At 74.0% G+C, this 13,692-nt stretch carries 12 protein-coding genes; 6 read left to right on the top strand and 6 right to left on the bottom strand.

All coding sequences use genetic code 11. The features are described from left to right. Positions 1-208: 208 nt before the first annotated feature. The gene (locus tag HUT19_RS06270) at positions 209-691 is read right to left on the bottom strand and encodes a DUF6643 family protein (RefSeq protein ID WP_176179495.1); all 483 of its coding nucleotides are present in this window, start codon (positions 689-691) and stop codon (positions 209-211) included. A gap of 247 nt (positions 692-938) precedes the next feature. Between HUT19_RS06270 and HUT19_RS06265 the strand changes: the two genes are divergently transcribed. Beyond that, on the top strand, positions 939-2,333 hold the full coding sequence (locus HUT19_RS06265; RefSeq protein ID WP_176179494.1) for a TerD family protein: 1,395 nt from the start codon (positions 939-941) through the stop codon (positions 2,331-2,333). 34 nt (positions 2,334-2,367) lie between these two features. Here HUT19_RS06265 and HUT19_RS06260 read toward each other — a convergent pair whose 3' ends face one another. Then, positions 2,368-3,576 carry a glycosyltransferase gene (locus tag HUT19_RS06260; RefSeq protein WP_176179493.1) on the bottom strand — a complete coding sequence of 403 codons (1,209 nt, stop codon included), beginning with the start codon at positions 3,574-3,576 and terminating at the stop codon, positions 2,368-2,370. 68 nt (positions 3,577-3,644) lie between these two features. Here HUT19_RS06260 and HUT19_RS06255 point away from each other — a divergent pair, with 68 nt between their 5' ends. After that, entirely contained in the window at positions 3,645-4,442 is a 798-nt protein-coding gene (locus tag HUT19_RS06255; protein ID WP_176179492.1) for a glutamate racemase, read from the top strand. Between the two features lie 74 nt (positions 4,443-4,516). Then, entirely contained in the window at positions 4,517-5,077 is a 561-nt protein-coding gene (locus HUT19_RS06250) for a hypothetical protein (protein ID WP_176179491.1), read from the top strand. A gap of 16 nt (positions 5,078-5,093) precedes the next feature. Here the strand turns inward: HUT19_RS06250 and HUT19_RS06245 are convergent, their stop codons facing one another. Then, the gene (locus HUT19_RS06245; protein ID WP_176179490.1) at positions 5,094-6,116 is read right to left on the bottom strand and encodes an O-antigen ligase; all 1,023 of its coding nucleotides are present in this window, start codon (positions 6,114-6,116) and stop codon (positions 5,094-5,096) included. Between the two features lie 201 nt (positions 6,117-6,317). On the opposite strand from HUT19_RS06245, the gene HUT19_RS06240 reads away from it, so the two are divergent. From HUT19_RS06240 to HUT19_RS06230, 3 genes are all read left to right on the top strand, one after another. Continuing rightward, on the top strand, positions 6,318-6,797 hold the full coding sequence (locus HUT19_RS06240; RefSeq protein ID WP_176179489.1) for an NUDIX domain-containing protein: 480 nt from the start codon (positions 6,318-6,320) through the stop codon (positions 6,795-6,797). Between the two features lie 76 nt (positions 6,798-6,873). Beyond that, positions 6,874-7,713 (top strand): 3-hydroxybutyrate dehydrogenase, encoded by an 840-nt coding sequence (locus HUT19_RS06235; RefSeq protein ID WP_254885461.1) that lies wholly within the window; start codon positions 6,874-6,876, stop codon positions 7,711-7,713. 116 nt (positions 7,714-7,829) lie between these two features. After that, a complete protein-coding gene (locus HUT19_RS06230; protein ID WP_176179488.1) occupies positions 7,830-9,800 on the top strand; it encodes a GAF domain-containing protein in 1,971 nt (656 codons plus the stop codon). Between the two features lie 104 nt (positions 9,801-9,904). Here HUT19_RS06230 and HUT19_RS06225 read toward each other — a convergent pair whose 3' ends face one another. The 3 genes from HUT19_RS06225 to HUT19_RS06215 form a co-directional block, all read right to left on the bottom strand. Then, positions 9,905-11,326 (bottom strand): MFS transporter, encoded by a 1,422-nt coding sequence (locus HUT19_RS06225; RefSeq protein ID WP_176186538.1) that lies wholly within the window; start codon positions 11,324-11,326, stop codon positions 9,905-9,907. A gap of 146 nt (positions 11,327-11,472) precedes the next feature. Beyond that, complete coding sequence (locus HUT19_RS06220; protein WP_176179487.1) at positions 11,473-12,156, bottom strand: TetR/AcrR family transcriptional regulator; 684 nt, start codon at positions 12,154-12,156, stop codon at positions 11,473-11,475. A gap of 162 nt (positions 12,157-12,318) precedes the next feature. Next, a complete protein-coding gene (locus HUT19_RS06215; protein ID WP_176179486.1) occupies positions 12,319-13,677 on the bottom strand; it encodes a cytochrome P450 in 1,359 nt (452 codons plus the stop codon). Positions 13,678-13,692 lie beyond the last annotated feature (15 nt).

Raw genomic sequence — 13,692 nt, 5'->3', positions numbered from 1 at the left:
TCGCTCAACACCGCAGTGGGGTGAGAGCCCGGTCCGTCCCCGTATGTGGGTTGGCTCGCGGAACAGCCCGTCCAGGATCACCCGGACCGGACCGACCCGGCAGGGGCCGAACGGCCCCCAGAACAGGGGCCGGACGGGGAATGCCCGTCCGGCCCGATCCTTCCCTCGGCCGGGCACCATGGCCCGGCCGCTCACCTCCCGAAGATGTTCAGTAGCCGCCTCCCGGCTGCGGCGGCCGGCCGCCCGGGTGCTGCTGACGTCCGTACGGGTCGTCATACGGGTTCGGCGCGGGGGCCGGACGCGGCGCGGGGCGCTGCATGGCCGGACGCATCGCGTCGTACCCCATCGGCGAGGGCGCCGCCGGGCGCTGCTGCTGCGCACCCGGATAGCCGCGCGGACCCGTCGCCTGCGGCGGGATGTACGGCGTCTGGGCCTGCTGCAACCCGTTGGGCTGCGGCATGTGCTGCTGGTAGCCGGGCGGCGGGGTGTGATGCGAGGGGCCGGCCGGCAGCGCGGGCAGCGCCGAGGGCAGTGCCGGAAGGTGACTTCCGGTGTCGTATGCGGACGGCACCCTGATGGGTGCGATCTGCGGTGTCCCCCGCTCTGCGACGAGGCTGTCGTAGATGGGGGTGTCCGGGAAGGACGGCGAGGAGTAGTAGCCGCCGCCGTATGTACTGCGGGGGGAGGTCATAGCCCATAAGTTAAGCCCACGATGTGCTCATTGGGGAGTCCGGTAAGAGGGTTGTTTTCAGTGTTGGGAGCCGTCGTGGCTCATCAATCATTGCGAACCCGGGAAAATCGGTCGCCAGGGTGCGTTGAGATCGTGTAAAGAGCGCGTTTTCAGCGGGTTACCCGCGGTTGGACTCCGGTGTCACACGGAAGAGTGGCCCAGGGCAGACTGATCCACGGCTACGTGAACGGAAAGGCAGGGGGACGACATGTCGATGCCCAAGGGCAGCAACACACCGGTACCGGCGGCGTCGGTGCGGATCGAACTGGGCTGGCGCACCGGCCCGGGCGTACCGGATGTGGACGCCTCGGCGCTGCTGCTGGTCTCCGGAAAGGTCCGCTCCGACGCGGACTTCGTGTTCTACAACCAGGCGACGCACGCTTCGGGCGCCGTACGCCACGAGGGCAAGCGGACCGCCGGGGACACGGTGACCGACACCCTCGCGGTCGATCTGTCCAAGGTCGAGCCCGAGATCGAGACCGTGGTGCTCGCGGGCTCCTCCGACGGTGGGACCTTCGGCCAGGTGCCGGGCCTCAGCGTCCGGGTCCTGGACGCCGCCGGCGGCGCGGAGATCGCCCGCTTCGACAGTCAGGACGCCACGGTCGAGACGGCCTTCGTCCTCGGCGAGCTGTACCGCAGGCAGGGCGCCTGGAAGTTCCGCGCCGTGGGCCAGGGGTACGGCAGCGGTCTCGCGGGGCTCGCCACCGACTTCGGGATCAGCGTGGACGAACCCCAGCAGCCGGCCGCCCCGGCTCCGGCGGCGCCCCCCGCCGCGCCGCCGCCTCCGGCCGCGTCCCCGTACGCCGCGCCGCCGGTGCCCCCGGCCTCGCCCGCGCCGCCGTCCGGCCCGCCCGCCGGTGGCTACCCCCCGCCTCCGCCCCCGCAGCCGGGCGCCGCCGCGGCCTACCCGCCGCCCGCGCCCCCGGCGCCGACCGCTCCGGCCCCCACGGCCGCCGGGGCGCCGGTGAACCTCAGCAAGGTCACGCTGACCAAGCAGGCTCCCACCGTCTCGCTCACCAAGCAGGGCGGCACCTCCGGTGCGATGCGGGTCAACCTCAACTGGCAGATCCACAAGCAGTTCAAGGGATGGGGCGCCAAGCTGGGCAAGGCCATGGCCATGCACAGCGACCTCGACCTGGACCTCGGCTGCCTCTTCGAGCTGTCCGACGGCAGCAAGGGCGTGGTGCAGGCGCTCGGCAACTCCTTCGGCTCACTGCACCAGCCGCCGTTCATCCATCTCGACGCGGACGACCGGACCGGCGCCCGGGCACAGGGCGAGAACCTCACCATCAACCTCGACCACAAGGACGCGTTCCGCCGCATCCTGGTCTTCGTGACCATCTACGAGGGCGCGCGCAGCTTCGCCAACCTCAACGCCACGGTCACCCTCCAGCCGCAGTTCGGCGCACCGGTGGACTTCTCGCTCGACGAGTGCACCGTCCCGTCCCCGGTCTGCGCCCTCGCGCTCATCACCAACAACGGTGGCGACCTCGTCGTCCAGCGCGAGGCCCGCTATCTGGTGCCGGAGCGCGGCGTCAGCCCGCAGCGCACCCTGGACTACGCCTACGGGTGGGGCATGAACTGGACGCCCGGCCGCAAATGAGCCGTCCGCGCGGGCGGCGGTGCCAACGGGGCCGTCAGGGCGCGGCACTGGGACGGGCGTAGGTACGCCCCTTCCAGGCCGCGCCCCGCCCGCGGTAGTGCCGCAGCGCCGAGTCCACGGTCATCAGCAGATACAGAAAGGCCGTCAGGGGCAGCAGCGGTGCCAGCCACAGGGTCTGCCGGTAGTAGCGCAGCATCGGGACGTACGTCCCGGCCATCAGCGCCCAGGCCGCCGCGCCCACCACCAGGGGGACGGCGCTCCCGGTCAGCAGCCCGGCGCACACGGCTGCGGGCGGCGCGAGGTACACCAACGCGAGCCCGGCCACCGTCACCGCCAGCAGCAGCGGGTTGTGGCGCAGCTGGGCGTACGCGCTGCGCGCGACCATCCGCCACAGCTCGCCAAGACCCGGATACGGCCGGACGCTGTCGATCCGCTCGGCGAGCCCCAGCCAGATCGCACCGCCGGACCGCTTGACCGCGCGGGCCAGCGCCACGTCGTCGATGACCGCCTGCCGGATGGTCTCCGGGACCCCCGCCCGTTCGGCCGCCTCCCGGCGCAACAGGACACAGCCGCCCGCTGCCGCCGCGGTGCGCGCCCGGGGCCGGTTGACCCACCGGAAGGGGTACAGCTGGCTGAAGAAGTAGACGAAGGCGGGCACGATCAGCCGCTCCCAGCCGGTCGCCACCCGCAGCCGGGCCATCTGTGAGACCAGGTCGAGACGGGCCGCCGTGGCCGCCCGCACCAGCTCCCGCAGCGAATCCGGCTCATGGGCGATGTCCGCGTCCGTCAGCAGCAGATACTCGGCCCCGGTCCCGGCCCGCTCGCGCCGGGCGGCGAGCGCCACACCGTGCCGTACCGCCCACAGCTTGCCGGTCCAGCCCGGCTCCGGGTCGCCGGGGGAGTCGACGGTCAGCGGCAGCCCGCCGCACGCGTCGGCCAGTTCGCGGGCCAGCTTGCCGGTGCCGTCCGAACTGCCGTCGTCGATCAGGAAGATCTCGGCCCGCCCCGGGTAGTCCTGGGCGAGCAGCGACGGCAGGCTCACCGGGAGCACCGCGGACTCGTCCCGCGCGGGCACCACGACGGCCACCGAGGGCCAGCAGCCGGGCTCCCGCGCGGCGGCGCCGGACTCCGGCGGGCCGGTGCGGGGCAGCCGGACGTCCGTACGCCAGAAGAAGCCCTGGCCCAGCAGCAGCCACAGCCAGGCCGCCAGGGCCGCGGCGGCGATCCACGTCAGCTCGCTCACCCGCCGCAGTCTGCCCGAACCGGAGCCCGGGCGCCGGGCCGACGGGACCGATCCATTAAAGTGACCGGGTGAAGATCGCGCTGATGGACTCCGGACTCGGCCTGCTGGCCACCGCCGCCGCGGTGCACCGTCTGCGGCCCGACGCGGATCTTGTGCTCTCCTCCGACCCCGACGGCATGCCGTGGGGGCCGCGTACTCCCGAGGACGTCACCGAGCATGCGCTGGCCTGCGCCCGCGCGGCCGCGGCGCACCGCCCCGATGTGCTGATCGTCGCCTGCAACACCGCCACCGTCCACGCGATTCCGGCGCTGCGGGCCGAACTGGAGCCCGCGCTGCCGGTCATCGGCACGGTGCCCGCGATCAAGCCCGCTGCCGCCGGGGGCGGTCCGGTCGCCATCTGGGCCACCCCCGCCACCACCGGCAGCCCGTACCAGGGGAACCTGATCCGCGAGTTCGCGGCCGGGGTCGAGGTGACGCCGGTGGCCTGCCCGGGGCTCGCGGACGCCGTCCAGTACGCCGACTTCGCCGCCATCGACGCGGCGGTGGCCGTCGCCGCCGAGCGCACCCCGCGCGATGTGACGACCGTCGTCCTCGGCTGCACCCACTACGAGTTGGTCGCCGACCGTATCCGGACCGCCGTGCAGCAGCCGGGCGCCCCCTCCCTCGTCCTCCTCGGATCCGCCGGGGCCGTCGCCGCCCAGGCGCTGCGCCGGATCGGCGTCGATCCGCTGCCGACCGACCGGACCGTCCCGGCGCGCGGCGGGCTCACGGTCCTCCTCAGCGGTCGCGAGGAGGAGCTGCCGCCGGCCGCGCTGGCGTACGCCGAGGGCACTCTGCTGGCGCCCGTCAGCACCGTCCGCGGCTGACCGAAACCCACCTCCACCGGCGGAAACGGTGTGATCTGGTGCCGCGGTAGCGGAACGTGAGTACCCTGCCAACTATGAGGCACCACCACCAGCAGGGGAAGCAGACCCCGGCCGGGGAGCCGCCCGCGGTCTGGACCGGGCGGGCGCACAATCGTGTGCAGTGGGTGCTGGCGGCCGCGGGCGCCGCGTGTCTGGCGCTCGGTATCGACCTGGCTGTCGCGTCCCCCTGGGGCTCCGGTATCGCCCCGCTGCTGATGTCGGTCATCGGCTGTGTCGCCGCCGGACTGCTGATGCTCTTCGGCACCATCGCCTTCGTCCACGTGGCGGTCCGGATCGACGCGGAGACCCTGGAGATCCGCTGTGGCCACCTGGGGCTGCCGCGCCGCCGCATTCCGCTGAGCGATGTGGTCGACGTCGACGTCGCCTCCCGGGTCACCCCCTGCCAGTGGGGCGGCTGGGGCTACCGGTGGCGGCCCGAGAAGGGTACGGCGGTGGTGGTGCGGCGCGGTGAGGGCCTGGTGGTCCGCCTCGGTGACGGGCGCGTCTTCACCGTCACGGTGGACGACGCGGAGGCGGCGGTGTGGGTGATCCGCCAGCGGCTGCGGCTGATCGCGAAGCCCGCCTCACAGGTCTGACCGGCGCTCCGGCCGCTCAGGGAAGCGGCGCCGGGGCGTGGTCCGGACGGCTGGCCGTGGCCAGGCCCGCGAGCAGCCCCGCACCCGCCGTCACCTGCGGAAAGCTCAGCGCGTTGCCCAAGGACGCCTCGATGGCCAGAGCCGTCAGCGCCACCGCGGCCGTCAGGACGACCGGGGTGGACCGGGGCGAGCGCCACAGTGCGTAGAGCATCCAGCCGAAGGCCGCGCCCAGCAGCGCCACCCCCGGCACTCCCTCGCCCGCGGCCTGCTGCAACGGGGCCGAGTGCGGTGTGGTCCGCGGATCCGGTGCCTCCATGGCGGTGGGGCTCAGCTCGGTGAAGCGGTCCGGGCCCGCCCCGCGCACCGGATTGTCCCCGGCGATCCGGGTGGCGTCCTGCCACAGCCGGACCCGGTGCTCGGTCAGCTGCGCGCGCAGCGCGGGCGGCAGTCCGCCCGGGACGGCGTTCGCCGCCACCGCCCAGCAGCCCCCGACGGCGACCGCGGTGAGCAGCGCCAGACCCGCCAGGCCCAGCAGCCGCCGCCGCAGCCGGGCGGCGGTGAACGAGCACAGCAGTACGGCGGCGCTCGCCGCCCCGCCCGCCGTGCCGCCGCCCACCGCGGCCGTGACCGCGATCGCCAGGGCCAGCAGCCACAGGGCGGACCGGAGGAGAAGCGGCCGCGCCGCCCAGGCCGCACAGCAGGCCGCGCCGGTGGCCAGGGTCCACTGCGCGGCGTCCACGCCCTCCTGGCCGGGCAGGTCCTCCAGCGCGGTGCAGGCCAGACCGAACCCCGCGAGCGCGGCGGCCGTCGTCGCGGCGACCGGCAGCAGCGATCCGGCGATCCGGCCGCAGGCGTACCCGGCGGCCACCGCCAGCACGGCGAGCAGCACCCCCTCGGGGCGGGCCGTGCGTCCCACCGACGCGATGAGGGCCCAGACCGCGCAGCCGCCCAGGACCACCGCGCCCGCGATGTCGAGTGTGCTCCCGCGGGCGGGTCTCTCCTGCCCCTGCACGACCGGTCCCACCACTGATGACGCCATTTCCGTCGACCCCCCCGTCGTGACGGCACCGCGACCACGGCCGGAGACCGGGTGCGGGCCATGCCACCGGGAACGGTAGCGCTTGTGCTGAGGTATGTGTACATGGTGCGCAGAAACCATGTGTCCGTGGTGAAACGGACACGGTGTGCCAGGGCGTGACCGCCGGGGAGGCCGCCGTGATCCGCCCGGTACCCTCACCGCATGGCGATCCCCGACTTCATCCGTGACCTCCGGGCCACCGCGGGCCCCCAGTTGCTGTACCTGCCGGGTGTGAGCGCGGTCGTCTTCGACGACGAGGGCCGGGTGCTGCTGGGCCGCCGCGCCGACAACGGCCGCTGGGTGATCATCTGCGGTATCCCCGAGCCCGGCGAACAGCCCGCCGAGGCCGCGGTGCGCGAGGTGGAGGAGGAGACCGCGGTGCGCTGTGTGCCCGAGCGGATCGTCCTCGTCCGCACCCTGGACCCGGTGACCTATCCCAACGGCGACCGGTGCCAGTTCGTCGACGTCTGCTTCCGCTGCCGGGCGGTGGGCGGCGAGGCGCGGGTGAACGACGACGAGTCGCTGGAGGTCGGCTGGTTCGCGCTCGACGCGCTGCCCGAGATGGAGGACTTCTCGCTGACCCGGATCAAGCAGGCGCTGGTCGACGGAGCGACTTGGTTCGAGCCCGTCGCCGCGGGGTGACCGCCCACCACCGGGCGCCGAAGTGTGTGTCCCGGCCACATCGGTGCGGGCACACCCGCCGCCTAATCTGCCGCTCATGAGCGCCGCCACCCCCTCAGCTCCCGCGACCCCCTCAGCTCCCGCCCCCGTCTCCGGCCCGGCCCCGGGTGCCGCCGCCCTCGATCTGACCGGCCGCACCGCCCTGGTCACCGGCGCCGCCGGGGGCATCGGCCGGGCGTGCACCCTCCGGCTGGCCGCCGCGGGCGCCACGGTACGCGCCGTCGACCTCGACGCCGAGGGGCTGGCCCGGCTGGTGGCCAAGGCCCCCGCCGGGCCGGGCACCGTCGAGGCGCGGGCCCTGGACCTGACCGACCTCGACGCCGCCGAGCAGGCCGCCGCGGGCACCGACATCCTGGTCAACAACGCCGGACTCCAGCTCGTCCGCCCCATCGAGGACTTCCCGCCCGAGGTCTTCTCCCGGGTGCTCACGGTGATGCTGGAGGCCCCGTTCCGGCTGGTGCGGGGCGCGCTGCCGCATATGTACGGGCAGGGCTGGGGCCGGATCGTCAACATCTCCTCGGTGCACGGCCTGCGCGCCTCCCCGTACAAGGTGGCTTATGTGGCCGCCAAACACGGGCTCGAGGGGCTGTCCAAGGTGGCCGCCCTGGAGGGCGCGGCCCACGGGGTGACTTCCAACTGCGTCAACCCCGGCTATGTGCGCACCCCACTCGTCGAGCGGCAGATCGCCGACCAGGCCGAGGCCCACGGGATCTCCCCGGAGCGGGTCGTCACCGAGGTGCTGCTCGCCGACGCGGCGGTCAAGCGGCTCGTCGAACCGGAGGAGGTCGCCGAGGCCGTCGCCTATCTGTGCGGTCCGCACACCTCCTTCGTCACCGGCGCCTCGCTCACCATGGACGGCGGATGGACCGCCCACTGAGCGGACATCCGCCCGGAGGGCCCGCGTCCGGCAGGCTCCCCGTCGGGCCGCCGGAGCGCGCTCCCGCACGTCCGACGGGTGGCGCCGCCGCACCCGGCGGGAGTATCCCTGTGACCATGGCCGACGATCCGCCGGAGACCCCGTACCTGGAACTGCTGGCGCGCGGCGCGCCCGCCGAGGCGTACGAGCGCCCGGGTCTGCGCGCCCGCGCCGACAAGGCCCCGGCCGACCGGCTGGCGGCCCTGGAGCGCGCCAAGCTGCTCGCCCTCCGCGTCCGGGGTGAGCTGGAGGGACGGCGGCGGCGCGAGGCCGAGCTGTCCGCGCTCTTCGAGACCGCGCACGACCTCGCCGGGCTGCGCGACCTGGACGCGGTGCTCCAGGCCATCGTCCAGCGCGCCCGGTCACTGCTGGGCACCGAGGTGGCCTATCTGACGCTCCACGACCCGAGCGCCGGTGACACCTATATGCGGGTCACCGACGGTTCGGTCTCGGCCCGCTTCCAGCAGCTGCGGCTCGGCATGGGGGAGGGGCTCGGCGGGCTGGTGGCCCAGACCGCACGCCCCTATGTGACCGACAGCTACTTCGACGACGCCCGCTTCCAGCACACCCACACCATCGACGCGAGCGTCCGGGACGAGGGTCTGGTGGCCATCCTCGGGGTGCCGCTGCTGCTCGGCAGCGGGGTCATCGGGGTGCTGTTCGCCGCCGACCGCCGGGCCCGGGTCTTCGAACGGGAGCAGATCGCGCTGCTCGCCTCGTTCGCCGCCCACGCGGCCGTGGCGATCGACACGGCCAACCTGCTCGCCGAGACGCGTTCCGCGCTGGCCGAACTGGAGGCCGCCAACGAGATCATCCGGGACCGCAGCGCGGTCATCGAGCGCGCCTCCGACGTCCACGACCGGCTGACCGCCCTGGTGCTGCGCGGCGGCGGGGTGCACGACGTCGCCACCGCGGTGGCCGAAGTGCTCAGCGGTTCGGTGGAGTTCGTCGAGGCCGGCGGGGCGCCGGCGGCCGCCGTGGACCGCTCGCGGGCCGACGGCCACGCGGTCCGGCACGGGGAGGACTGGATCGCCGCCGTCTCCGCGGGGGGTCAACTGCTCGGCGCGCTGGTGCTGCACGGCCACCCCGGCCTTGACCCGGTGGACCAGCGCACCCTGGAACGGGCCGCGGTGGTCACCTCGCTGCTCCAGCTCGCCCGGCGCTCGGCGGGCGAGGCCGAACAGCGGGTGCGCGGCGAACTGCTGGACGACCTCCTCGACGCCCCCGACCGCGAACCACGGCTGCTGCGCGAGCGCGCCGCCCGGCTGCGGGCGGACCTGGACGCGCCCCATGTGGTGCTCGCCGCGGGGCTCGACGCGCCCGCCACGGCTGGTGCGGCCGGTGCACGCGGTGCGTCCGGTGCCTCTGGTGCGGATCCGGGCGGTGGCGCGCCCGCCGAGGAGGCCGCCGACCGGCAGCGCCTGTGGTCCGCCGCCTCCCATCTGGCCGCCACCGGGCAGGGTCTGGCCGCCGCCCGTGACGGCGGCACCGTGCTGCTGCTGCCGCTGGCCGAGGGCGACACCGCCGACGCCCTGGCCCGGCGGACCGCCCGCCAGCTGGGCACCGCGCTGCGCGCACCGGTCACCGTCGGCGCCTCCTCGCCGGTCCCCGAGCCCGCCGTCCGGCCCGGCGAGGTCGCCTCCGGCTACGCCGAGGCGCGGCGCTGTCTGGCCGCGCTGCGGGTGCTCGGCCGGTCCGGACAGGGCGCGGCCGCCGAGGACTTCGGCTTTCTGGGGCTGCTGCTGGGTGCCACCCGCGACGGCGTCCCGGACGGCGCCCGGGTCCAGGACTTCGTCCACCGCACCATCGGCGCGGTCCTCGACTACGACACACGCCGCGGCACCGACCTGGTGCGCACCCTGGACGCGTACTACGCGAGCGGGATGAGCCCGGCCCGTACCAAGGACGAACTCCACGTCCACGTCAACACCGTCGCCCAGCGGCTGGAGCGGGTCGGGCGGCTGCTCGGCCCCGACTGGCAGTCGCCGTCCCGCGCCCTGGAGATCCAGCTCGCGCTGCGGCTGCACCGGCTGGCCTCGGCCCGCTGACCGCCGCCGTCGGCCGCGGCACACCACCGGCGTACGGACGCGGGCCCCGGACGCGTCCGGGACCCGCCTCCGTACACCTGCCTGACGGCTGCCTTGCGCCTGCCCTACGACGCCGAGGCCGAACGGGGTGTACTCTCCGCCGCGTCCAGCGTCCCCGTGGCCCGCTCCCCGCCGGGCGCGCTCGGCTCGATCCGGGTCAGATCGCGGTCCCGGGTCTCCTGCGCCGCGCCCACCGCCACCAGGGTGATCAGCGCCGCCGCGATGACGTACAGCGCGATGGGGGTGGCGCTGTCGTAGTCGGCCAGCAGCGCGGTGGCGATGAGCGGGGCGGGCGCACCGGCCGCGACCGACGAGAACTGTGCCCCGATCGACGCCCCCGAGTAGCGCATCCGGGTCGCGAACATCTCGGAGAAGAACGCCGCCTGCGGCGCGTACATCGCCCCGTGGAAGACCAGTCCGACGGTCACCGCGAGCAGCAGCGCCCCGAAGCCCCGGGTGTCGATGAGGTGGAAGAACGGGAAGGCCCAGGCGCCCACGCCCGCCGCCCCCAGCAGATACACCGGGCGCCGCCCGATCCGGTCCGACAGCGCGCCCCACGCCGGGATCACCGCGAAGTGCACGGCGGAGGCGATCAGTACGGCGTTGAGCGCGGTCTGTTTGCCCAGGTCCACATGGTCGGAGGTGGCGTAGACGAGGACGAACGCGGTGATCACGTAGTAGCTGATGTTCTCGGCCATCCGGGCGCCCATGGCGATCAGCACATCCCGCCAGTGGTGGCGCAGGACGGCGACCAGCGGCAGCTTCTCGGCCGCGTCCGGCTGCCGTCCGGCCTCCGCCTTGCGGGCCTCGGCCTGGGCCAGTGCCGCCTGGAAGACCGGCGATTCATCGACAGAGAGACGAATCCACAAGCCGACCAGCACCAGCACACCCGACAGCAGGAACGGCACCCGCCAGCCCCAGGACTCGAACGCGGCGTCCGACAGCAGCGCGGTCAGCGCGGAGAGCACTCCGGTGGCCAGCAACTGCCCGGCGGGCGCGCCGGTCTGCGGCCAGGACGCCCAGAACCCGCGCCGCCGCGCGTCCCCGTGCTCCGACACCAGCAGCACCGCCCCGCCCCACTCACCGCCGAGCGCGAACCCCTGGACCAGCCGCAGCGCGGTCAGCAGCACCGGCGCGGCCGAGCCGACCGTGGCGTGCGTCGGCAGCAGCCCGATGGCGCAGGTGGCCCCGCCCATCAGCAGCAGACTCAGGATCAGCAGCTTCTTCCGCCCGAGCCGGTCCCCGTAGTGTCCGAAGACCAGCGCGCCCACCGGCCGCGCGGCGAAGCCGACCGCGTACGTCAGGAACGACAGCAGGGTGCCGACGAGCGGATCGGAGTCCGGGAAGAAGAGCTTGTTGAAGACGAGCGCGGCGGCCGACCCGTAGAGGAAGAAGTCGTACCACTCGATGGTGGTGCCGATGAGACTGGCGGCGACGATACGCCGCAGACGGGCGGGGGCTGGCGGAGCGGGCGCGGCCATGGACACCACTTCCGTAACGGTCGGCGGGGACGTTGATGTGTCGCCATACCGTAGGAAGGCGCAGGTCAGTGGCGTATGTGGTGGGACACCACAGTTCGCCGCCCCGGTATGCGCCCGGCGTCCATGACACGGGCCCGCTACGATCCGCCGGACTAGTGCTCGGTGCGGCCCTGGCGGGGGCGGCGGGGTCTGCCCAGGTGGGCGACGGCGGTGGCGAACTGGTCCGGGGTGAGCGCGGGGGCCGGGAGCGGCCCGGCCGCCTCGGGGCGCAGCCCGTCGAGGAGCATGGCCAGATAGCGACGCCAGGCGTAGGGGGCCGCGACCGCCGCACCCGGCACCGTCCGGCCCAGCATGACGGTGAGGAAGAGGAAGTCCTCGGCGGTGACGTCGTCCCGGACCGCCCCCTCCTTCTGAGCCCGCCGCAGCAGGACGTCGATGGTCTTGCGGTGTTCCGTCCGGAGGCTGTCGAGCGAGGGGACGCCCTGGATGGCGGTGGTCATCAGGTCGTTGGTGCCCCGGTCGGTGACGAGCAGGGTGAAGATGCGCTCGAGGTAGGTGGTGAGCCCGCCCCAGGCGTCGATGCTCTGGCGGGCCTCCAGCGAGGCCCGCAGAATGTCCTTGAGGGACTCACCGAAGACGGCTTCGATGAGCTCGGCCCGGCCGGCGAACCGGCGGTAGAGGGTGGCGCTGCCGACTCCGGCACGCCGGGCTATGTCATCGAGCGGTGCGTCCACGCCCTGGTCGGCGTAGATCTCCCGGGCCGCTGCGATCAGCATTTCGCGATTGCGCTGCGCATCCCGGCGCAGCGGAGTCGCCTTGTTCACACGGTCGCCCATGAGCGAAGACCCTAACACTAAACGGGGAATTCTCTCCGGTTCATGTTTGAAATTCGCGGGAATGGGGAACTGCCCCCGGTTCCCGCGGTCGGAGAAGGAGACCGCGGGAACCGGGCCACGGCGGGGTGCCGCCGCGGCCCGTGAGGAGTCGTCAGCCGGTCCTCAGCGCGGCTCCGGAACCATCGCCAGCGGTCCGGCGGTGAGGCTCATCTGCGGCCGGGGGCGGAGTCGGGTGCCGGGCACGGGCCGCAGCCGCCAGCGGCGGGCGACGGCGGCCAGCGCGAGGGTCGCCTCCGTCATGCCGAAGACATCCCCGACGCACTTCCGGCTCCCGGCCCCGAACGGCAGATAGGAGCCGCGGGCCACGTCCTTGGCCCGCTCCGGCAGCCAGCGGTCGGGGTCGAAGGACTCCGGCCGGGGGAACAGCCTGGCGTCGCGGTGCAGCATGTACGGGCTGATCAGCACATCGGCCCCCCGGGGCAGCCGCCGCCCGGCCAGCTCCGTGGGCTCGGTGGTGGTCCGGGTGATGATCCACGCGGGCGGGAACAGCCGGAGCGCCTCGGTGAACACCCGCTGGGTGTAGGCGAGCCGGGGCACATCGGCGTAGCCCGGGGTCCGTTCGCCCACCACCGCGTCGACCTCGGCGTGCAGCGCGGCCTGGGCCGCCGGGTTCCGGCCCAGCAGGAACCAGGTCCAGGTCAGGGCGGCGGCGGTGGTCTCGATCCCGGCCAGCAGCAGGGTCAGCACCTGGTCGTGGACCTCCCGCTCCGACAGCCGCTCCCCAGTCCCCTCGTCCCGGGCGGCGAACAGCGCGGAGAGCAGATCTCCGCGGTCGCCCCCGGTGGCCCGGTAGTCGGCGATCAGCCGGTCGATCCGCCGGTGGAGCCGGGACAGTGCCGTCTCGAAGGTGCGGTTGGCCGTGAGCGGCAGCCGGGCGACCAGACCGGTGGGGTCGATCGCCCGGTGGTACGCGCCCCGGACGACGGTCCGCAGACAGTGCTGGACCTCGGCCACGGCGTGCGGAGCCATATCGGTGGTGAACAGCGCGCGGGCGGTGATCCGGGTGGTGAGCGTCTGCATCTCCCGGCTGACGTCGATGGCCCGGCCGGTGGTCCACGATCCGGCCACCGCCTCGCACTCGTGCCGCATCACCTCGGCGTAGCCCTCGATCCGGGCGGTGTGGAAGGCGGGCTGCACCAGCCGCCGCTGCCGTCGGTGGTCCGCCCGCCCGGCGGTGATCAGGCCGTTGCCGAGGATCTGCCGGGCCTTGTCCTTCACCGGACCGCCGCTGTCGTAGACGCGCCCGTTGAGCAGCACCTGCTGGACCAGTTCCGGATGGCAGGGCAGATGGACGCGCTGCGGGCCCAGCCGGAGTTCCACCAGATCGCCGTGGGCGGGCAGGGAGGCCAGGAAGCCCAGCGGCCGCCGGGCCAGACGCAGGGCGTGGCCGATCAGCGGGAGCCCGCCGGGGGCGTCGGCAACCTGCCAGCCGTGGGTGACCGTGTGCTGCGCGGTCCTCATGCGGAGCGTCCTTCC

Origin of the sequence: Streptomyces sp. NA02950, from assembly GCF_013364155.1 — a bacterium.
Taxonomy (GTDB): Bacteria; Actinomycetota; Actinomycetes; order Streptomycetales; family Streptomycetaceae; genus Streptomyces.
Note: the sequence above shows the minus strand (reverse complement) of the source record. Positions and strands in the feature narration are given on the sequence as shown.

What these genes read in the sequence shown, in the direction of transcription:
- HUT19_RS06270 (WP_176179495.1), bottom strand. Translation starts at nt 691, where the DNA reads ATGACCTCCCCCCGCAGTACATACGGCGGCGGCTACTACTCCTCGCCG.
- HUT19_RS06265 (WP_176179494.1), top strand. Translation starts at nt 939, where the DNA reads ATGTCGATGCCCAAGGGCAGCAACACACCGGTACCGGCGGCGTCGGTG.
- HUT19_RS06250 (WP_176179491.1), top strand. Translation starts at nt 4,517, where the DNA reads ATGAGGCACCACCACCAGCAGGGGAAGCAGACCCCGGCCGGGGAGCCG.
- HUT19_RS06245 (WP_176179490.1), bottom strand. Translation starts at nt 6,116, where the DNA reads ATGGCGTCATCAGTGGTGGGACCGGTCGTGCAGGGGCAGGAGAGACCC.
- HUT19_RS06240 (WP_176179489.1), top strand. Translation starts at nt 6,318, where the DNA reads ATGGCGATCCCCGACTTCATCCGTGACCTCCGGGCCACCGCGGGCCCC.
- HUT19_RS06235 (WP_254885461.1), top strand. Translation starts at nt 6,874, where the DNA reads ATGAGCGCCGCCACCCCCTCAGCTCCCGCGACCCCCTCAGCTCCCGCC.
- HUT19_RS06230 (WP_176179488.1), top strand. Translation starts at nt 7,830, where the DNA reads ATGGCCGACGATCCGCCGGAGACCCCGTACCTGGAACTGCTGGCGCGC.
- HUT19_RS06220 (WP_176179487.1), bottom strand. Translation starts at nt 12,156, where the DNA reads ATGGGCGACCGTGTGAACAAGGCGACTCCGCTGCGCCGGGATGCGCAG.
- HUT19_RS06215 (WP_176179486.1), bottom strand. Translation starts at nt 13,677, where the DNA reads ATGAGGACCGCGCAGCACACGGTCACCCACGGCTGGCAGGTTGCCGAC.